Source organism: Aeromonas sp. s7(2024) (genome assembly GCF_040907825.1).
Lineage (GTDB): Bacteria > Pseudomonadota > Gammaproteobacteria > Enterobacterales > Aeromonadaceae > Aeromonas > Aeromonas veronii.
In genome coordinates this window covers 52,116-70,811 of sequence record NZ_JBFOCM010000040.1, presented here as the reverse complement: position 1 = coordinate 70,811, position 18,696 = coordinate 52,116, and the positions used below count along the sequence as shown (strand labels likewise).

Annotated in this window: 14 protein-coding genes and 1 pseudogene; 9 read left to right on the top strand and 6 right to left on the bottom strand. The window is 61.9% G+C overall.

Features of this window, described 5'->3' with window-relative positions; all coding sequences use genetic code 11:
• Positions 1-81 precede the first annotated feature (81 nt).
• From AB5Y73_RS19060 to AB5Y73_RS19050, 3 genes and pseudogenes are all read left to right on the top strand, one after another.
• A complete protein-coding gene (locus AB5Y73_RS19060; protein ID WP_107683815.1) occupies positions 82-912 on the top strand; it encodes a CPBP family intramembrane glutamic endopeptidase in 831 nt (276 codons plus the stop codon).
• Positions 913-1,129: 217 nt separating this feature from the next.
• Positions 1,130-2,447, top strand: a pseudogene (locus AB5Y73_RS19055) (sphingomyelin phosphodiesterase).
• Positions 2,444-3,229 (top strand): hypothetical protein, encoded by a 786-nt coding sequence (locus AB5Y73_RS19050; protein WP_107683817.1) that lies wholly within the window; start codon positions 2,444-2,446, stop codon positions 3,227-3,229. Before AB5Y73_RS19055 ends, AB5Y73_RS19050 begins: the two are co-directional and overlap by 4 nt.
• Before the next feature lie 2 nt (positions 3,230-3,231).
• Here AB5Y73_RS19050 and AB5Y73_RS19045 read toward each other — a convergent pair whose 3' ends face one another.
• On the bottom strand, positions 3,232-4,452 hold the full coding sequence (locus AB5Y73_RS19045) for a DEAD/DEAH box helicase (protein WP_181497602.1): 1,221 nt from the start codon (positions 4,450-4,452) through the stop codon (positions 3,232-3,234).
• Positions 4,453-4,596: 144 nt separating this feature from the next.
• On the opposite strand from AB5Y73_RS19045, the gene AB5Y73_RS19040 reads away from it, so the two are divergent.
• Entirely contained in the window at positions 4,597-5,424 is an 828-nt protein-coding gene (locus tag AB5Y73_RS19040) for a transporter substrate-binding domain-containing protein (protein WP_181497603.1), read from the top strand.
• Positions 5,425-5,482: 58 nt separating this feature from the next.
• Here AB5Y73_RS19040 and tpx read toward each other — a convergent pair whose 3' ends face one another.
• Positions 5,483-5,983, bottom strand: a complete 501-nt coding sequence (gene tpx, locus AB5Y73_RS19035) for a thiol peroxidase (protein ID WP_005341463.1) — start codon at positions 5,981-5,983, stop codon at positions 5,483-5,485.
• A 184-nt stretch (positions 5,984-6,167) separates the two neighbouring features.
• On the opposite strand from tpx, the gene AB5Y73_RS19030 reads away from it, so the two are divergent.
• On the top strand, positions 6,168-8,603 hold the full coding sequence (locus AB5Y73_RS19030) for a zinc/cadmium/mercury/lead-transporting ATPase (RefSeq protein ID WP_181497604.1): 2,436 nt from the start codon (positions 6,168-6,170) through the stop codon (positions 8,601-8,603).
• A 210-nt stretch (positions 8,604-8,813) separates the two neighbouring features.
• Here AB5Y73_RS19030 and pulA read toward each other — a convergent pair whose 3' ends face one another.
• Positions 8,814-12,848 (bottom strand): pullulanase-type alpha-1,6-glucosidase, encoded by a 4,035-nt coding sequence (gene pulA / locus AB5Y73_RS19025; RefSeq protein ID WP_181497605.1) that lies wholly within the window; start codon positions 12,846-12,848, stop codon positions 8,814-8,816.
• 262 nt (positions 12,849-13,110) lie between these two features.
• Here pulA and AB5Y73_RS19020 point away from each other — a divergent pair, with 262 nt between their 5' ends.
• Positions 13,111-13,524: a hypothetical protein gene (locus AB5Y73_RS19020; RefSeq protein WP_005348835.1), complete on the top strand. Its 414-nt coding sequence runs from the start codon at positions 13,111-13,113 to the stop codon at positions 13,522-13,524.
• Between the two features lie 47 nt (positions 13,525-13,571).
• On the opposite strand, the gene dmeF is transcribed toward AB5Y73_RS19020, so the two are convergent.
• Positions 13,572-14,510 carry a CDF family Co(II)/Ni(II) efflux transporter DmeF gene (gene dmeF / locus AB5Y73_RS19015; protein WP_181497606.1) on the bottom strand — a complete coding sequence of 313 codons (939 nt, stop codon included), beginning with the start codon at positions 14,508-14,510 and terminating at the stop codon, positions 13,572-13,574.
• 71 nt (positions 14,511-14,581) lie between these two features.
• On the opposite strand from dmeF, the gene AB5Y73_RS19010 reads away from it, so the two are divergent.
• The 3 genes from AB5Y73_RS19010 to AB5Y73_RS19000 all read left to right on the top strand — a co-directional run bounded on the left by AB5Y73_RS19010 (position 14,582) and on the right by AB5Y73_RS19000 (position 17,278).
• Entirely contained in the window at positions 14,582-14,857 is a 276-nt protein-coding gene (locus AB5Y73_RS19010) for a metal/formaldehyde-sensitive transcriptional repressor (RefSeq protein ID WP_181497607.1), read from the top strand.
• A gap of 127 nt (positions 14,858-14,984) precedes the next feature.
• On the top strand, positions 14,985-16,181 hold the full coding sequence (locus AB5Y73_RS19005) for an amino acid aminotransferase (RefSeq protein WP_181497608.1): 1,197 nt from the start codon (positions 14,985-14,987) through the stop codon (positions 16,179-16,181).
• Between the two features lie 164 nt (positions 16,182-16,345).
• Entirely contained in the window at positions 16,346-17,278 is a 933-nt protein-coding gene (locus AB5Y73_RS19000) for a LysR family transcriptional regulator (RefSeq protein WP_005348827.1), read from the top strand.
• Positions 17,279-17,341: 63 nt separating this feature from the next.
• Here the strand turns inward: AB5Y73_RS19000 and AB5Y73_RS18995 are convergent, their stop codons facing one another.
• Together AB5Y73_RS18995 and AB5Y73_RS18990 are read right to left on the bottom strand one after the other, a co-directional pair.
• Entirely contained in the window at positions 17,342-17,665 is a 324-nt protein-coding gene (locus AB5Y73_RS18995; RefSeq protein WP_139730950.1) for a DUF1820 family protein, read from the bottom strand.
• A 138-nt stretch (positions 17,666-17,803) separates the two neighbouring features.
• Entirely contained in the window at positions 17,804-18,691 is an 888-nt protein-coding gene (locus AB5Y73_RS18990) for a YjjW family glycine radical enzyme activase (protein WP_181497609.1), read from the bottom strand.
• Positions 18,692-18,696 lie beyond the last annotated feature (5 nt).

The following is an 18,696-nucleotide window of genomic DNA, read 5'->3' as shown; positions in this document are numbered from 1 at the left end:
GGGATCCGACCACCTCCTGCGCGGTTGTCCTGCTGACGTCCACTTGTTAAGGTTGCCGCCTGCCTCGATCAAGGAGATCCAATGTTACCCCTTCCCGACTCATTTATCTGGGGCGCGCTGGCACTGGCCGTGCTGCTTGCCCTCTTCCGCCAGCGTCTTCCCGCCTTTGCCTTGCTGGGACTCTCCCTGCTGCTGGCACTGTGGCTTGACCGAATGACGCTACCCGCCCTGCTGATCTCGGTCGCAGGATTACTGCTGGCGTGGCGTACGCCAGCCCTCCCCGCCCGCCGGGCGATAGCGGCCAGAGTGGTGCTGATCCTCTGGGCGATTGCGCTGACCCTGCACCTGATCCCCGGCTTCAACAATCTCAAGGTGCTGGATCAGGCGCTGGCAGGCCCCGCCAGCGTGCCGTTCAACATGTATCTGAACCTCGACAAACCGCTGCTGCTCTTTGGCTTGCTGCTGGCCTGCCCGATGCTGCTGGGCAAGGGGGGCGCAATCCGCTGGCGCCCGCTGGCCCTGTTACTGCTGCCGCTGGGTACCCTGCTGGTCATCGCCTGGCAATTGGGAGCACTGAAACCGGAAGTGGGTCTGCCCCACTGGTGGTGGCTGTTTGCACTCAACAATCTGCTGTTCACCTGCGTGGCGGAAGAGGCGCTGTTTCGCGGCGCGATCCAGCAGGGGCTGACCGAACGTTACCGCCCCTGGATTGGCATCGTCGTGGCCGCGCTACTGTTCGGAGCCATCCACTTGCCCGGTGGCCCACTGCTGGCGCTGTTTGCGACCCTGGCAGGCTGCTGCTATGGCCTGGCATTCCAGCTCAGCGGGCGACTCTCCGTGGCCATCCTGATCCACTTCGCCTTCAACTTCGCCCATCTGGCGCTCTTCACCTACCCGCTGGCCCACCGCTAACTCCTGAAGGCGCCTGACACGGGCGCCTTCCCTCGCTCTTCCCTCTCTCTTTAAGCGTGCTGCCTCTCTTTAAGCGTGCTGCCTCGCTCGCTTTACACCTCCACAAAGCTCCAAACAAAACCAATTCATTTACTTGTAACCAAAATGTAAACAAACTGACCTCTGCATTCGCCATAACAGTCACTTTCCATTGCCCTGCAACCAAAAGGATCCTGTGATGCAGAAAACCCTCAGTTATGCCGCCCTGCTGCTGGTCAGCCAGTTCCCGCAACTGGCACTGGCCGATACCGATGTCTATCTCACCAACAACAGTCCTGAACCGCTTCAGATCGACATCCGCCAAAGCGGCAGCGGCCAGCTGCAACCCGGCAGTCAGTGGCTTCAGCACCGCACAGAGCTGGGCCCATGGGAGAGCGCCATGGTACTCAGCTTCAATCGCTATGAGGGGGTCAAGGCGGGCAAGAGCTATCTGTTCGAAACCCGTGTGACCACAGCGGGTGGCGACGTCTATCGGCTCAACCAGCTGATGGAGGGAACCTGGTGGAACACCACCTTGCAGCACGGTGGCGAAACGCCGACCGGCGCATCCGGTTGGCAAAACGATCGAGCGATCCACCGCGTTGCGGGGCCACAAGAGCTGGCATTTGCCGCCAAGTTCACCGGCCGCTACGACGATCTGCACTATATGATCACGCCCCCCCAAAAACGGGAGCAACCGGAACCGGCAGAAAATAGGCTCAAGGTGGCCAGCTACAACGTCTGGGCGCTGCCTGTGATCGCCTCCAGCATCGGCGATGCGGTTGACCTTGCTGCCTGATTATCTCAAGGGTTACGACGCCCTGCTGCTGCAAGAGGTATTCGATGGCCGCCGCGAGGGCTTTTTACAGGCGCTGGCGAAAGAGTACCCCTACCAGACCAAGGTACTCGACAAGCCCGGGGTCAACATTCATGACGGCGGCGTGGTGAGCGTCAGCCGCTATCCCATAGTGCGGGAGGCCCAGCTGGTCTATCCCCAATGCACCGGCACCGACTGCTTCGCCGACAAGGGGGTGATGTACGCCGAGGTGATCAAGGGGGGCAAGGCGTGGCACCTGTTCGCCACCCACACCGCCAGCTTCGACACCGACGAGGCGCGCAAGCTGCGGCAGATCCAGTTCGGTCAGATCCGCTCTCTGGCTGCCAGCCTCAAGATCCCCGCCAGCGACACCGTCATCTACGGCGGTGACTTCAACGTCAACAAACGCAAGTTTGCCGATGACTACGCCAACATGCTGGCCAATCTGAACGCCCATGAACCCGCCTATGGCGGCTATACCGAAGCCACCTTCGACCCCAGGATCAACCCCTATGCCGGTGGCCCGCTCTCCGGTGGCGCCAACGTAGAGTATCTGGACTATCTGGTAGTGAGCCGGGAATACGGCAGCGCCAGCCACAACCTCAACACGGTCTGGATCCCGCGCAGCAGCGATGGCAGCCTCTGGCCCGCCAGCAACCTCTCAGACCACTTCCCGGTCAAGGGAGAGATCAGCCGATGACTCGCCGTTACGGGATACTGGCGCTGGCTATCCTGACCCTTTTGCTGGTGAATCTGGGCTGGCAGGAAGAGCCGTCTCCGATATCGCCAGAACGGTCGACGACGCCCTCTCTGGCCGATATGCAGTTGCCAACAGAACCGGGGAGCCCGCCTCCCCGAATGCCAAACGCTGAGGGGATGGATGGCAAAAGCAAAGAAGTGCCCAGCAGCTGGCAGGCGATGCCGGATGAACTGATCAACCAGCTTGCCAGCGAGATCAGCGACAGCGAGTTGCCGCTGGCGCAGCGTGTGAGCAATCTGGAAGCAACAGAGGCCGGGTGGCTGAGCGAGGGTGAGAGCCTGATCCGGCTACAGGGGCGCTATGCCCTGGCGCTGGATCAGTTGGCGCAAGAGAGCGAGCAGTTGCCGCTGGCCGAGCGGCTGGACGCCCTCAGCCGCTTGCAGGACCGGTGGGCAGCGGATCATCCGGATCTGGCGGTGGATCTGTTCAACCCGGATGCCCGCCTGCAGCAAGCTCGTCAGCTGTGGGGAGATGAGGAGCTGGCTACCCTGGCCCGCCACTTCCTGCCCTCAGAGCAGGCCGAAGCCACGCTGGTGTTTGCCGGGGCGCGCCAGCAGCAGCTCGCTCAACGCAGCCGCTACCAGCGAGAGCTGGCCGAGCTGGAGCAGCAACTGGCGGCCAGCCAACAGCAGATGGATCCTGCGCTGTGGCAACAACACAAGGAGGAGGTGTTGAGCCAGTGGCGTCGTGACTTCTTCGCGCGGGAGCAAGGCAAACCCTGAGGTCAGCGCTTGCCCTTGAACTGCTTGACGCTGCGTTTGGCCTGAGTACGGCGATTGGCCTGCTTGTCACGCGGGGGGCGCTTGCCCTCCCCGCTGGCAGGCTGGTCGGTAACCGGGAATCCAGCCAGATCGCCCAACGGCAGCTCGCGGCCTGTCAGGGTGCGGATAGCTTGCAGCATGTCACTCTCGCCATGACAAACCAGCGAGATGGCCAGCCCCTCGCGGCCAGCCCGGGCGGTACGACCGATGCGGTGTACATAGACAGGTGCGCTGGCGGGCAAGTCCAGATTGATCACCACCGGCAGCGCCTCCACATGGATGCCGCGCGCCATCAGGTCGGTGGCCACCAGCACCCGAATTTTGCCCTCTTTGAAATCGCCGAGCGCCTGCTCGCGCACCGCCTGCTCCTTCTCGCCATGGAGGGCTGCCACCGCAATGCCCGCCTTGGCCAGCTTTCTGGCAACCCCGTCGGCATCATCCCGCGCACTGATAAAGACCAGCACCTGCGGCCACGCCTGCTCCTTGAGCAAGCTGATGAGCGCCGGTACCTTGCTGCTCTTGTTGACCAGATAGAGCCGCTCTTCGATCTCGTTCACCACGCTGTTAAGGGGGTTGGCCTCGATACGGGTAGGCTCGCGCAGCAGGCCGTTGGCCAGCGCCTCCAGCTCGGCAGGCAAGGTGGCGGAGAAGAGCAGGGTCTGGCGATCCGCCGGAATAAAGCCGAGCAGTGCCTTGATGTCGGGAGCAAAGCCCATCTCCAGCAGGCGATCCGCTTCATCCAGCACCAAGAGTTGCAAACCATCCAGCCCCAACAGTTGCTGGGTCAGCAGATCCCGCAGCCGCCCCGGCGTGGCGACCAGCAGCTGTGGCCCCAGCGCCAGCTCGGCCTGTTGCCGCTCCTGCGCAACGCCCCCACACAGCGTCACGATACGCAGCCCCAGCGCCTCGGCACCCTCTTTTAGCGCGGCAGTGACCTGAATCGCCAGCTCGCGAGTTGGCACAAGCACCAGACCCTGTACCTGACTGGAGGCGGGATCCAGCCGTTGCAACAGCGGCAAGCCAAACGCCAGGGTCTTGCCGCTGCCGGTCTGGGCCAGCGCCAGCAGATCCTGCCCCGCCAGCGCCGCCGGAATGGCCAGCTGCTGGATGCGGGTCGGCGTCTGCAAGGTGACGGGCAAAGAGGCAAGCAAGTCGGGATGAAGGGCAAGTTCGCTAAAGGTCATGGCGCTACGTCAACAAAGAAGTGGGAGGCGAAGTCTAGTGAGCGGGGGCCGAGAAGTAAAACCCTATCCATGATGGCCTGGCCGAGGGGGGCTGGCGACCGGATGACTACACTTTAGCTGACCCATCACCAAGAGAGACCCGCCATGACCAGACACATCCCCCTTCTGCTGCTCGTGGTCACCCTGCTCGGCAGCGCGACTCTCGGCCTGTCGCAGACTCCGGAGAACGACGCCGCCCCCGAGCCGCCGAAACCGGCGCGCATCCTCAATGCCCACCTTGGCGAGCTGCCGGGGCTGATCAATGCCGACAAGACAGGCCCCTTTGTCGACCTGGTGCACGCCATCGATGACCTCTACCCCGATGTAACCATCAAGATCACCATCTACCCCATCGCCCGTGCCATGGCTGGGGTGATCTCCGGCAAGGCTGATCTGGGGCTGCCCGCCATCCGCAACCTCAAGGATATCGATATGCTGGCTTATCGCTTCAGCACCCGCAGTTTTGGCAAGGTTGCCCATGTGATTTACAGCAATACCAGTTATCCAGTCACCACGGATATGGCCTATGGCATAGTGCCCACCAAACGGGATCTGCTGATCGAGGCCGTACCCGACTATATGCCCTTCCCGGTGCAGCGCTCGATGAGTATCGAGCAGTCACTGCGCAAGCTCTCACGCGGCCGTATCGACGCCTTTGTCTGGGCACAAGAGGAGGCCGACCTGATGCTCAAGCAGCTGGGGCTGACCAATATCAGGCGAGAATTTTTCGGGGATTTCGAGGATGTCTTCATCATCCAGAAAGGGGCTGCTGGTGATGAGATGGACGAATTTCTCCGGCAAGCCATCGATCAGCTGGCCGCCACCGGCAAACTGGCCGAGATCTACGAGAAGATCCACCGCCCCTATGTGGAGTGGCAACCCTCCCCAGCCGCCAAGGTTGAACCAGCAACCACCCCGCCTACTACCCCCTGAACAGACAATTCCCGCATAAAAAATCCCGCCGAAGCGGGATTTTTTATGGCTTGCAGCCTTACAGCACGGCCAACGCCGCAGCGTAGTTCGGCTCGTCGGCCACTTCGGCGACCAGCTCGCTGTGCAGCACCTTGTTGTCACCATCCAGCACCACGATGGCGCGAGCGGTCAGACCGACCAGCGGGCCGGAAGAGAAGGCAACGCCGTAATCTTCCATGAAGGCCGCACCGCGCAGGGTGGAGAGGGTCACTACCTTGTCCAGACCTTCGGCGCCACAGAAGCGGGACTGGGCGAACGGCAGATCGGCGGAGATGCACAGCACGACAGTATTCTCCAGCGCGCTGGCCTGCTCGTTGAACTTACGCACAGAGGTCGCGCAGGTCGGGGTATCGACGCTCGGGAAGATGTTCAGGATTTTACGCTGACCGGCAAAGCTTGCCAGGGTCACGTCGGAGAGATCCTTGGCCACCAGGGAGAATGGCTTGGCTTGCTCACCGGCGACCGGGAAGTGACCAGCGACGGAGACCGGGTTGCCTTGCAGAGTGACTGAGTTGCTCATGTGTTATGTCCTTTATTGGTGTAGTAAAAATCCGAGTGATCAGTATAGGGGCGGCGAGACCAGACAAACACCCGCGAAGACAAGGGATATAAAGGGGTTGACCTTGGACTTAACACCAAGGTTTAGACTCCTTCTCGGTAATCAGGGATCTCGCAGGGGCGGGATCCATCAAGAGGGACTCATCATGAGCAAATCCTGCTGCAATCATCAGCACGCCGCCCCCATCAAAGCCGTCAGCAAGGCGGCCCCCGGCCAGAGTGAGCATCACCACGATAGCCACTGCTGCGACAACACCACGCCCGTCAGTTGCTGTTCAACCCCGACGCCTCATGAACACGCATCCCGTGACGGCAATGAATCCCCCGGGGATGAAGAGCCTCCCCGAGGAAGTTACCACGATAAAGCGTGCTGCAGTGCACCCTTATCGCCGGCTCACGATCATAAGCATGATCACGAGCACGATATGCCCCCTGCCGACCCGCTGGTTGCACCGGAACAAGGCAACAGCCGCCACAGCTGGCAGATGTTGGGGATGGATTGCCCTAGCTGCGCCCGCAAGATCGAGACCGCCGTCAGCCGGGTGAGCGGCGTGCAGCAGGCCCGCGTGCTGTTTGCCACCGAGAAGCTGGTAGTGGATCTGGCCCCCGGTCTCTCCCCCGATCCCGTCACCGCCGCCGTGCTGGCCGCCGGTTTCCAGCTAAAGGGTGCTCAGGCCAATACAGCCCACACAATCACAAAGGAAGCAACACGCCAAAGCCCGCTGCTGACCACCCTGGGCAAATATTGGCAGCCCCTGTCACTGGCCGGCCTGATGTTGGTCGCCGCCCTGCTGCCGAAAGAGTTCGGTCAGCCACTCTTTACCCTGGCGACCCTCTGGGGTCTGTGGCCCATCTCCCGCAAGGCGTGGGCGCTGACCAAAAGCGGCTCCCCCTTCGCCATCGAGACCCTGATGACGGTCGCCGCCGTGGGGGCCCTGTTCCTCGGCGAAACCGCGGAAGCGGCCATGGTGCTGCTGCTCTTTATGCTGGGTGAACATCTGGAGGCCTACGCCGCCGGACGCGCCCGTGCCGGGGTCACAGCCCTGATGGCGCTGGTGCCTGACAAGGCGCTGCGGATCCGTACCACTGCTGAGGGCGAGGTGCGCGAAGAGGTCGGCGCCGATGAGCTGCGTCCCGGCGATATTATCGAAATCGCCCCGGGTGCCCGCTTGCCGGCCGATGCTCGTCTGCTCGACGCCCTCGGCGCGTTTGACGAGAGCGCCCTGACCGGTGAATCCATTCCGGTGGAGCGTCGTCAGGGTGACAAGGTGCCGGCCGGCAGTCTGGCTGCCGATCGAGTGCTGCGCCTTGAAGTCGTCTCCGAGCCCGGCAACAACGCCATCGACCGCATTCTGCACCTCATCGAGGAGGCCGAAAGCCAGCGCGCGCCCATCGAGCGCTTTATCGACCGCTTCAGCCGCTGGTACACCCCGGCCATGATGCTGATCGCCATGCTGGTCGTCATTATTCCACCGCTCGCCTTCGGCCAGAGCTGGGATGAGTGGATCTATCGCGGACTGGCGCTGCTGCTGATCGGCTGCCCCTGCGCGCTGGTCATCTCCACCCCGGCAGCGGTTACCTCGGCACTGGCCGCGGCCACCCGTCAGGGGGCTCTGATCAAGGGTGGTGCTGCGCTGGAGCGACTGGCCCATATCGACACCGTCGCCTTTGACAAGACTGGCACCCTGACGCTGGGCAAGCCGCAACTGACCGAGCTGGTGAGCCTCAATGGCCAACCGGAGACCGAGTTGCTGGCACTGGCGGCTGCCATCGAGCAGGGCTCCCACCACCCGCTGGCCCGCGCCGTGGTCGCCAACGCGACCGAACAGGGGCTGACGCTGGCGGAGGCCCGCGACCTGCGCGCACTGCCAGGCATGGGGGTTGAGGGACGCATCAACGGTGAACTGTGGCAACTGCTGGCACCGAGCCGGGTGGCGGCCCTGAATATGGAACAGCAAACCCGGATTGCTTCGCTGGAGCGGCAGGGCAAGACGGTGGTCGTGCTCTGCCAGAGCAGCGATGCTCAGGCGTCGCCGGTTGCCCTGCTGGCGCTGCGGGATCAGATCCGGCCGGAGGCGGCGGCTGCGCTGCAAGAGCTCAACCGGCTCGGGCTCAACAGCATCATGTTGACCGGCGATAACCCCCGTGCCGCCGAGGCGATCGCCACCGAGCTGGGCATGGGCTGGCGCGCCGGTCTGCTGCCGGAGAACAAGGTAGAAGAGATCGCCAAGCTGGCCAGCACCCGGAAGGTTGCCATGATCGGCGATGGCATCAACGATGCCCCCGCCATGAAGCGGGCCAGTATCGGCATCGCCATGGGGGGCGGCACCGATGTGGCGCTGGAGACCGCCGATGCGGCGCTGACCCACAACCAGCTCGGCGGCATCGCCGCGATGATCCGGTTGTCGCGGGCGGCACTGGCCAATATTCACCAGAATATTGCGCTGGCGCTGGGGCTGAAGGCCATCTTTCTGGTCACCAGCCTGCTCGGCATCACCGGCCTGTGGATTGCGGTGCTGGCCGATACCGGCGCCACCGCGCTGGTGACCGCCAACGCCTTGCGGCTGCTGCGCAAGCGTTAAGCCAGCCAATGGCATCCCAGCCAAAAGCCGTCCCCCAACCGGGACGGCTTTTCTTTTTCCTCCCATTCCTCTCACGGCACCCCGTAAAAGAAAAAGCGCGCCTGCCGGTCGGCAGTCGCGCTTTGCTTACTCTCTCGGAGTTATCCCACCCTTGGCGAGGTGGAATTCAACCCGGGGGCGCCGAGCCATCCCCCGGACTCAATGGCTTGCTTACTTGACGCTGCACTCCTGAATGACGGCTGTGCCCGCCTTGACGCCAGCCGGGTCAACCTTCACCAGCACACTCCACAGCCCCTGCGGCAGGGTGATGCTGTTATTGGCACTGCCCCCCTTGGAGAAGGCGAACGAATAGCCGGTTTCAGCGTTCACCGCGCCACCACCGTTGAGCAGGTACTCCTTGCTCCAGTCCTCGTTGGCGACCTTGAACTCGGTGCTACCGGCATAGTTGAACGCCGCCTGATAGATGGCGAGATCGCCGTCCATCCCCTTGTAGCTCAGCTGGTACTGGGGTTGGGCATTCCAGCCTGAAAGCTCACCCTTGACGAACAGGTTGTAGCCGAGCGGATTGCCCGCCACCGTCTCCAGCACCTTGCAGCTCTGCACCGGCTCGGTGAAGCTGACGCTCAGGGTCGGTTTGTCCTTGTTCATGGCGGTGAAGACAAACTTGTAGCTGCCTGCCTTGGCCAGATCGACACCGATATTGCCGGTTTCTCCCCCCTTGCAAAGGGTCAGCGGAGTGCCGACCACCAACTTGTCACCGGTGTTGCAGCTGCCGTAGTTGACCGGCCCCCAACTGGCGTCAGCGATCTTGACGTTGGTGGTACCCAGCTTGTCGGTGCTCACTTCGGTAGTGAACTCGTACATAAAGTTGCCGCTGAAGGTCATCTGGTTGGTGTTGCCCCACTCATCGAGGAACCCCTTCAGATAAACATCGGTGTTGCCAAACGGTGGCAGCGTGCTCAGGTCGGTCTTCTTGCTGACCGGCAGACCCGCTCCCTGGGCGCCATTCTGCGGCTTGACGAACACGGCGGCAGACCAGGCCCCCAGCGTCAGCTGGCCATTATCATAGGCGGCGCCGCTGGCGATGCTGTCGACTGCGCGATGCTTGCTGCTAAGCACCATACCGCTCAGATCGATGGGCTGATCGTTGCCGTCACGGAAGTCGCCGATGCTCTGGCTCTGGTTGCTGGCGTTGATCATCACCACCAGACCGTCGATGGCCGGATCCAGATCACCCCCGGCACTGACGCCATCATCCACCGTCATGACGATAAGGCCGGGCACCTGATCCGGGCCGGTATTGCGGAAGTCGACCCGCTTGATCACCTCGGCGCCACTGCCCAGACGCAGCAGGCGGGAGGAGTTGCGCAGCTCCGCCAGCTCCTGATAGAAGCTCACCATCTGCGCCATCTCGGCCGAGCCCGGCTTGGCATGCTTGCCGAGCACCTGCTCGATCAGCGGATAGTTGTCGCCATCCTTGTCCTTGCGCGGCAACCCCTTGTCGAAGTTGTTGTCGCCCAGGGTGTAGTCGACCTTGTTGTACCAGTCGCCCGAGTCATAACTGTCCCGCTCCATGGATTTGGAACGCAGCAGCTCGACACCGGCGTGGGTGAAGGGAATGCCCTGACCCAGCATGGCAGTCGCCAGCGAGACCCCCTGCATCCGCACCAGATCGGCTCCGGCAGGGGCCTTGTAGATCAGGTTATCGAACAGGGTCTGGTTGTCGTGCTTGTCGACATAGTTCTGCACCTCCACCGGATCCTGGGCATAACCGGCAGGCTGGCCGTTGTAGTCGATCTCGGCGCCTTTCTTCGGCATGCCATCCTTGTCGGTCAGCACGAACTCCTTGAGGTTGCCCGCCATGCCGAGCCGCACCAGATCGGACTGGTGCAAGGCCGTAGCCAGATCCACCTTGCTCATTTCGTTAGGATCGACGAAAGCACCGTTGCCAAAGCCCTGGGTCTTGCGAATGGTATCGCCGCCGTCGAACGGACTGCCGCCGCGCACCGCATCGCGCAAGCGGTCCGAGAAGGAGCCGATACCGGTACCCCCCAGATGCTTCTGGGTAGCCTGCACGAAGCGCTTGTCATCCTGCACTTCGCCGAAGTTCCACCCCTCGCCGTAGAAGTACATCTCGGGATTGACCTTCTTCACCGCGGCCAGCGCTTGCACCATCTGATCTTTCGGATGGTGGCCCATCAGGTCGAAGCGGAAGGCGTCGATCTTGTAGTCGCGCGCCCAGGTGACCAGAGAGTCATCCATCAGCTTGGCGAACATGACGTGTTCCGGCGCCGTGTTGGAGCAGCAGGTGGAGTTCTCCACCGAGCCGGTCTCCGGATTGAGGCGCTGATAGTACCAGGGCACTATCTTGTCGAGCACCGACTTGGGGCCGAGCCCGGATTCGTTGGTGTGGTTGTAGACCACGTCCATCACCACGTTCATGCCGATGTTCTGCTTGATGGCCTTGACCATCTCGCGGAACTCCAGAATACGTTTGGTCCCCTCGGCGTTGGTGGCGTAGGAGCCTTCCGGCGTGGTGTAGTGGTAGGGATCATAACCCCAGTTGAAGGAGTCGACGCCGCGCAGATAGCCGGAGAGCTCCTGCACCTGCGGATTATCCTTGCTGTCGCCCCCTTGCAGGTCGGCCAGCACATCTCCCACGGTCTGACCGCCACCGCAATAGCCGCCAAACTTCGAGTTTTTCACATCCGGATTGACCTGACAGAGCTTGCTGAAGTCATCGCCGAGATTGGCCACCTTGGCCGGATCCTCGTTGACGGTGGCGATATCGAACACCGGCAGCAGGTGCAGGTGGCTGACGCCGCTTTTTGCCAGCGCTTTCAGATGGTTGACAGGTACAGAGTCAGGCTGGGTCAGGCCGACAAATTTGCCGCGCTTCTCTTCATCGGTGGAGGCATCGTTACCGGTCAGGTCGCGAATATGGGCCTCATAGATGGTGATGTCGGCGGGGTTCTGCTGGCTGTGGGGCGCCTTGAGGCTGTCCCATCCTTCCGGTTTCAGGGCCGGATCGTCGAGATCCACTACCTGACTGAACTCGGAGTTCATCGCGAGGCTCAAGGAGTAGGGATCGGTCACCTCGTAGTGCTCGACCTTGCGGCTCAGCGGATGGTAGACCTCCATGTCGTAGCGGTAGAACTGGCCGATCAGCTCGCTGCCCCCCTCGTAGCTCCAGCTGCCGCTGGCGCTGTCGAAGGTCATGGCCACTTCACCACTCTTCTGGTGGCTGGCGTTGTAGAGGGCCAGCTTGACCGACTTGGCGGTCGGCGCCCAGAGGCGGAAGGTCACCCGGTTACCCTCCACCACGGCGCCATAGCTCAGCTTGGTCGCCTCTGTCGCATAGAGGGCATCGAGAGCACCGGCGCTCTGCACCAGGGTTGCCCCCTGCAGGATACCGTCGGCATCGGTGCCGATAGCCACCAGTTCCCCCTTGAGCAGGGGCTTGAGATCTTTACCGGCAGGCAGGGCAAAGGCGGCGGCATCCTTGAGATGCGGATATTTGGCCTGCTGCTCGGCAGTGAGGCTGGTCGCGATCAGGCTGATATAGGGGAAATCGAACACCCCATCGGCATTGGCCTTGATGGTGCCCGAGTCGGTGTAATAGAGGCGAACGTGGGGCTTGTCTTTGCCCCCTTGCCAAATCAGGGTATTGCCATCGATTAGATGAGCGCTGGCCCCCGCCACGCCAAAGGCGGCGGTAAAGGCTTCGGCACGGCTGCCAAACAGATCTTTCTTGCCCGCAACGATGGCCACGGTGCGATCCGGGTGCTCACTGAAGCTCACCTTCATATCGCTGCCGGTCAGGTTGGCCAGATCACCGTTGCGAGCGATAAAATTGATGCACCCTTCCACATTTTTGAGCGGAACAACCCAGGCCGGACCAAAGCTGTCGGCAGTGGCAGGTGTCTTGCTCTTGTCATCCCACCCGCTGTTCAGGCCACTATCAGCCGTTGCCTGGCAGGCGTCGTTGTTCCAAAGGTGCAGGCTGTGGCTGTCAAACGGTGCCTTGGCCCCTTTGGCTGCCGACTGGGTATCAACCAGCGCAATGACTACCTCGTTGGGGCCTGCTTGCAGCAGCTCCTTGGGGGGATCCATCTTGGGCAAGCGAGCGACAGGTCCATCAGAAGGTTCAGGTGTAGAAGTAGATGTGCTGTTGTCATTACAGCCAGACAAAAGCGCGAGCAGTGAGGCTGTTACCAGCGCCACTTTGGTCTTTTTCATATCCATATTTTTATAATTCCCGCTGTAGTTAGTCTCGATAGTCGAGCACCCGGTCATTGCCAGGCGGTGCCATATTAATCAGCGGCAATCGATTCAAATGTGAGCGGAAGGGCAAAAAAACCATCCAGTTTCAACAAGATAACGTTTTCAGACTGAAACTTCGATCCGGCTCACAGACCTCGCGGCCATTTGGCCTCATATCTGGAAAACGGCAGTCACGGGGTCAGAAAAGCAATGTCTGATCAAGTGGATAGACAAGGAGTAAACAATGAAACGGATTGAAGAGCAGGCAAGACGACTCGATCAGGAGTATCAGGCGATCGGGCAGCTGTTCGACCAGTTTTGCCAGCAGGCTGGCACCCTGGCCGAGCAGTATCACTTCTTCAACTGGCCCGATTATGAAGACTCGCCCCCGCTGAGCCGCGCCTTCACCCTGCTGGGGGAACCCCGCGAACTGCGGCTGCGCTGTCAGCCCGGTGAACGCTCCGCCCTCAATGGCCTGATCCAGGTGGTCTCGGAGGATGGCACCATAGATGCCAGCCTCGGGTTTCGCGCCGATGGTCAGCTGCTGCTGGAGTCCGGCAAGCTGCTGGACAACCCGCCCGGGCTACTGCTCAAGCTGCTGCTCGGCGCTGTGTGGCAACACAAGCCCCAGGATGAGATCACAGGGCAGCCGCACTGACATCAGGGAACCAACGGCACTGAAACCAGGGGGGCCAACGGCCCCCGTTATTTATCCTGTTCGCTGGCGATCTCGATGGTCACATGTACCAGCTCTTCATGGATCGCCAGCCGCTCACGGATCTGCTGCGCCGGTAGCGGATTGACCATCAGCAAAGAGAGCACGCAGGCATACTGCTGCTGCCCTACCCGCCAGACATGCAGATCGCGAAGAGCAGTCCCCGGCAGTTCGGCGATGACCTCGCGGATCTCCGCCACCAGCGGGGTATCCATCTCGGCATCCAGCAGCACCCGACCGGAGTCGCGCAACAGCCCCCAGGCCCACACCGCGACCAGCACGGCACCCACTATGCCCATCAGCGGATCCAGCCAGTCGGCCCCCCACAGCATGCCCCCCACCAGCGCCAGAATCGCCAGCACGGAAGTGGCCGCATCCGCCAGCACGTGGATATAGGCGGCGCGCAGGTTGAGATCCTGATGGCCGTGGTGATCGTCATGGTCATGATGATGGTCGTGATGCTCATGATGGTGGCCGTGATCATCCTTCAGCAGCCAGGCACAGGCGAGGTTCACCAGCAGCCCCACCAGCGCGATAGCGATCGCCTGTTGATAGTGGATCGGGCTGGGATCGAGCAGCCGGAACACCGACTCGAACAGCATCAACCCGGCCACTCCCACCAGCAACAGGGCGCTGGTGAAGCCACCCAGCACCTCGATCTTCCAGGTGCCGAAGCTGAATCTGTGGTCACGGGCGAAATGGCGGGCGGCGCGGTAAGCCAGCACCGAGAGGCCGAGCGCCAGTGCGTGGGAGCTCATGTGCCAGCCATCGGCCAGCAGCGCCATGGAATTGTAGAACCAGCCGCCGCCAATCTCCGCCACCATCATGATGACGGTCAGCAATACGGCCCAGCGGGTCTTCTGTTCGGCCAGCGGATTGCCCTCGTGGATGACGGGTTGATGGCAGTGGGATTGAGCGAGGGATGACATGGATTTCTCCTGAGAGCGATGATGCAATATACTATACCCCAGTATAGTTTTATTGATCGAGAGGATCCGTCATGTCCCACACCATTCACGACAAAAAGAAGCTGCTGGCACGGGTGCGCCGCATCAAGGGACAGGCCGGTGCGCTGGAGAGTGCACTGGAGCAGGAGAGCGACTGCACCGCTATCTTGCAGCAGATCGCCGCCATTCGCGGAGCCGTCAACGGCTTGATGCTGGAGGTGCTGGAGGGGCATATGCGCGAGCATCTCGGCGCCCCCGATGCCACCCCTTCCGAGCGATTGGAGGAGCTGGATCAAGTGGTCAGCGTCCTGCGATCCTATTTGAAGTAAGCAGGATGGCGGCGCCATCCCTTCAGACTCGACCAGCGTCGGGCTTGAGCCACCGCCAGCTTTGCGCCATGATGTCCAGCCCGGCTGACCGCCGGTTTTACTGGACAGTCAATTTCAAGGATCCCCCATGTTTGAACACGTCGATGCCTATGCTGGCGACCCCATCCTGACGCTAGTCGAGACCTTCCACAAAGACACCCGCGAGCAGAAGGTGAACCTGGGGATTGGCCTCTATTACGACGAGCAGGGGCGCATTCCGCTGCTGCCGTCGGTGCAGCAGGCCGAAGCCCAGCGCGCCGCCGCCCCGGCGCCGCGCCCCTACCAGCCGATGGAAGGCGCCGCCAACTACCGCACCGCAGTGCAACACCTGCTGTTTGGTGCCGACCATGAAGCGGTCAAAGCGGGGCGTATCGCCACCATCCAGACCATCGGCGGCTCCGGTGCGCTGAAGATCGGCGCCGATCTGCTCAAGCGCTACTTCCCGACCTCCGAGGTGTGGGTCAGCAATCCGACCTGGGACAACCACAAAGCGATGTTCGAGGGAGCCGGCATCAAGGTGCACGACTACCCCTACTACGATGCGGCCACTGGCGGCGTGCAGTTCGATGCGATGATCGACTGCCTGAGCAGCCTGCCGGCCAAGAGCATCGTGCTGCTGCACCCCTGCTGCCACAACCCGACCGGGGTGGATCTCTCCCGCGCCCAGTGGGATCGGGTCATCACTCTGGTGGTCGAGAAGAACCTGATCCCCTTTATGGACATCGCCTATCAGGGCTTCGGTGACGGACTGGAAGAGGACGCCTACGCCATCCGCGCCATGGTGGCCGCCGGTGTCAGCTTCTTCGTCAGCAACTCGTTTTCCAAGAACCTCTCCTTCTACGGCGAGCGCTGCGGTGGCCTGTCGGTCATCTGCAAAGATGCCGAAGAGGCGAGCCGGGTGCTGGGCCAGATGAAGGCCACCGTACGCCGCAACTACTCCAGCCCTCCCACTCACGGTGGCCAGATCACCGCGGCGGTGATGAGCCAGCCCGAGCTGCACGCCATGTGGGTCGATGAAGTGACCGAGATGCGCACCCGCATCAAGGCAATGCGCCAGAAGCTGTTCGAGGTGCTGAGCGCCAAGGTGCCGGGCCGCGATGTCAGCTACTTCATCAACCAGCGCGGCATGTTCAGCTACACCGGCTTCACCCCGGAGCAGGTAGATCGCCTGCGCGAGGAGTTCGCCGTCTATCTGGTACGCTCCGGCCGCATGTGCGTGGCGGGCCTCAACAGCCGCAACGTCGACTATGTGGCTGACGCCATGGCCGCGGTGCTCAAGGGCTAATCTGCATCAGCCCCGCTTTGGCGGGGCTTTTTTTGTCTGTTGCGTTCGCAGTCACCTCTTGAGGGGTCTGCTCACCCTCCCCCTGCTGTGAGAGAATGCCAGCAGGTCACGTTGAATCTTTCTGATTCCAAGCCTGTTTATCTTCATCAATTTCAGGAGCCACTATGGATCTGATCGCTCTCTCTCGGCTGGGAGGTCGCCATCTGGTCACCCTGCACCTGTTGCTCGACAACCAGAGCGTCACCCGCACCGCCGAGCGGCTCTGCACCACACCTTCCACCGTCAGCAAAACCCTCAACCAGCTGCGGGATCTGCTGGGGGATCAACTGCTCTACCGTCAGGGCAACCAGCTGCTGCTCACCCCCATGGCCGAGCGACTGGCGCCCACCCTGCACCGGTTGTTGGGGGAGCTGAACGGCCTCACTCGCCAGAACGCCTTCAACCCCCAACAGTGGCAGGGCAGCTTGCGGCTGGGATTGCGCGAGAGCGTGATGACCTGGCCGGTGGGCCCAATTCTGGGTCAACTGATGCAGGAGGTGCCGGGCATGGTGCCGGAGATCTGGAACAAAGATGAGCAGGGGCTGGAGGCGCTGACAGCGGGCAAACTCGACTTCGTGATCCTGCCCCATGACCAGAGTCAACCGTTGCCACGCCAGCCCGGGCTGGTGTGGGAAACCCTGCGGGAAGAGAAACTGGTCTGCCTGCTGCGCAAAGACCACCCCGCGCTGGCCAAACCCTGGGATCTCGATGCCTACCTGAGCTGGCGCCATATCGCCATCCGGGATCAGGAGCTGGCCAACCCCTTCTTCGAGCAGAGCCTGGCCCAGCAGCAGGTGCGTCGCCAGATTGGCGCCACCCTGCCCGATTTTGCCAGCGCGGCGGCCCTGCTGCCCCAGACCGACCTGATCCTCACCGCCATCGGTGGCTGGGCGGCCTGCATGGCCAGTCAGCCGGATCTGGTGATGCGTCCGGCACCGTTCGATTACGGCAAGGTGAGTCACAGTCTGGTCTGGTATGGCCCGGCCGGTGATGGCTCGGCCCGTCACTGGTTCCGCCAGCGGATCCTGCAACTGGGTCGCGAATTGATTGAGCCCTGAGCCGGACGACAACGAGCAGAGATTGATGTTTCGCCGCGGCGAAACATCAAGGGCAATAAGGGATCAGGGACGTTTGGTATAGATGGGGCTGGGGAAGGAGGCGACGTTGCTGCCCAGATCCGTGATGCGGGCAGCCCCCTGCTTTTTCACCTGATCGATGCGCAGCACCTGATGCATGGGAATAAGGGTCTGGCTCACATCGGCAAATTCGCTCTTGAGCTTCTCGTGACTGGGATCGACGATAAGCGCCGTATGGTTGTCCCAGACAAAGTCGGCAATTTCGATAAAACCGAACAGCTGGCCCTGATTGACTTCGCGCACATAGACTTCGTAGCGCTCGCTGTGGCAAATAAACTGAACCCGATATAACGCCTTGCTTTCACTCATGATTATCTGTCATTGAGGGGTAAGAAGATGGCCATTATTCTAGCCGCCGTTCTCGCCCCCTCCAATAGACAGAAATCACAGTTGCGGCCTTTCCATGCCGCACCTCACGCGATGACGGTCACCGGATGACGCAGCCACTCAGCCCATCAAGGCAGGCAGTGAGACCGGCCCCAATCCCGCTGCACGCAAACGGCTGGCCAACTGTTCCAGCTCGGTTTGGTGAGCCTCTGGCCATTGCGCCGCCTCTCCCCGCACCCCGTGATGGCGAAAGCCGTTGAGGCGAATGGGCACAGGCCCTAGCTGCTGCAAGAAGGCGGCGAGATCCGCGTCCAGCTCACCACTTGCATCCAGAAAATCGCTCTTGCCCGGCACATGGAGCAGCCGCAGTTCGGTCAGCTTGCCGTGGCGTGCCAGCAGTTGCAGCGATGCCAGCACCCGCTCGCAACCATAGCCGGTCAGGGAGTGATGGACCGAGTCACGCCAGCCCTTGAGATCGAGCATGGCGCCATCGAGCACCGGCAATAGCCGCTGCCAGCCGCTGTCGGCCAGCGAGCCGTTACTGTCGAGCAGGCAAGTGAGATGGGTCAGATCCGGCGCGCCCTTGATGGCGGCAAACAGCGCAACCACGAAGGGGAGCCGGGTGGTCGCCTCACCACCGGAGACGGTAATTCCGCTCAGCAGTGGGCCGTAGCGGCGCAGCAGGGCCAGCACGTCGTCCACCGTCATGGTTGTGGTCTTGGGATTGGCACTGCGCGGACAGACATCCAGACAGGCATCGCAATCGGTACAGAGCGCCTCCTGCCAATGAACCTTGCCCTCGCTCATGGTGAGGGCGCCGCTCGGGCAGACCGCAAGGCAGTCACCGCAATCGTCGCACAGCCCTATGGTGTGCGGGTTGTGGCAGCCGGGGCAGCGAAAGTTGCAACCCTGCAGAAACAGCACCAGCCGGTTACCCGGCCCGTCGACACAGGAGAACGGCAGCACCCTGCTTACCAAGGCGCTGCGTGTTGGCAATACATCAGCCATCGGTG

Coding starts and splice junctions, on each gene's coding strand:
- AB5Y73_RS19060 (WP_107683815.1), top strand. CDS start 82: ATGTTACCCCTTCCCGACTCATTTATCTGGGGCGCGCTGGCACTGGCC.
- AB5Y73_RS19050 (WP_107683817.1), top strand. CDS start 2,444: ATGACTCGCCGTTACGGGATACTGGCGCTGGCTATCCTGACCCTTTTG.
- AB5Y73_RS19045 (WP_181497602.1), bottom strand. CDS start 4,452: ATGACCTTTAGCGAACTTGCCCTTCATCCCGACTTGCTTGCCTCTTTG.
- AB5Y73_RS19040 (WP_181497603.1), top strand. CDS start 4,597: ATGACCAGACACATCCCCCTTCTGCTGCTCGTGGTCACCCTGCTCGGC.
- tpx (WP_005341463.1), bottom strand. CDS start 5,983: ATGAGCAACTCAGTCACTCTGCAAGGCAACCCGGTCTCCGTCGCTGGT.
- AB5Y73_RS19030 (WP_181497604.1), top strand. CDS start 6,168: ATGAGCAAATCCTGCTGCAATCATCAGCACGCCGCCCCCATCAAAGCC.
- pulA (WP_181497605.1), bottom strand. CDS start 12,848: ATGGATATGAAAAAGACCAAAGTGGCGCTGGTAACAGCCTCACTGCTC.
- AB5Y73_RS19020 (WP_005348835.1), top strand. CDS start 13,111: ATGAAACGGATTGAAGAGCAGGCAAGACGACTCGATCAGGAGTATCAG.
- dmeF (WP_181497606.1), bottom strand. CDS start 14,510: ATGTCATCCCTCGCTCAATCCCACTGCCATCAACCCGTCATCCACGAG.
- AB5Y73_RS19010 (WP_181497607.1), top strand. CDS start 14,582: ATGTCCCACACCATTCACGACAAAAAGAAGCTGCTGGCACGGGTGCGC.
- AB5Y73_RS19005 (WP_181497608.1), top strand. CDS start 14,985: ATGTTTGAACACGTCGATGCCTATGCTGGCGACCCCATCCTGACGCTA.
- AB5Y73_RS19000 (WP_005348827.1), top strand. CDS start 16,346: ATGGATCTGATCGCTCTCTCTCGGCTGGGAGGTCGCCATCTGGTCACC.
- AB5Y73_RS18995 (WP_139730950.1), bottom strand. CDS start 17,665: ATGAGTGAAAGCAAGGCGTTATATCGGGTTCAGTTTATTTGCCACAGC.
- AB5Y73_RS18990 (WP_181497609.1), bottom strand. CDS start 18,691: ATGGCTGATGTATTGCCAACACGCAGCGCCTTGGTAAGCAGGGTGCTG.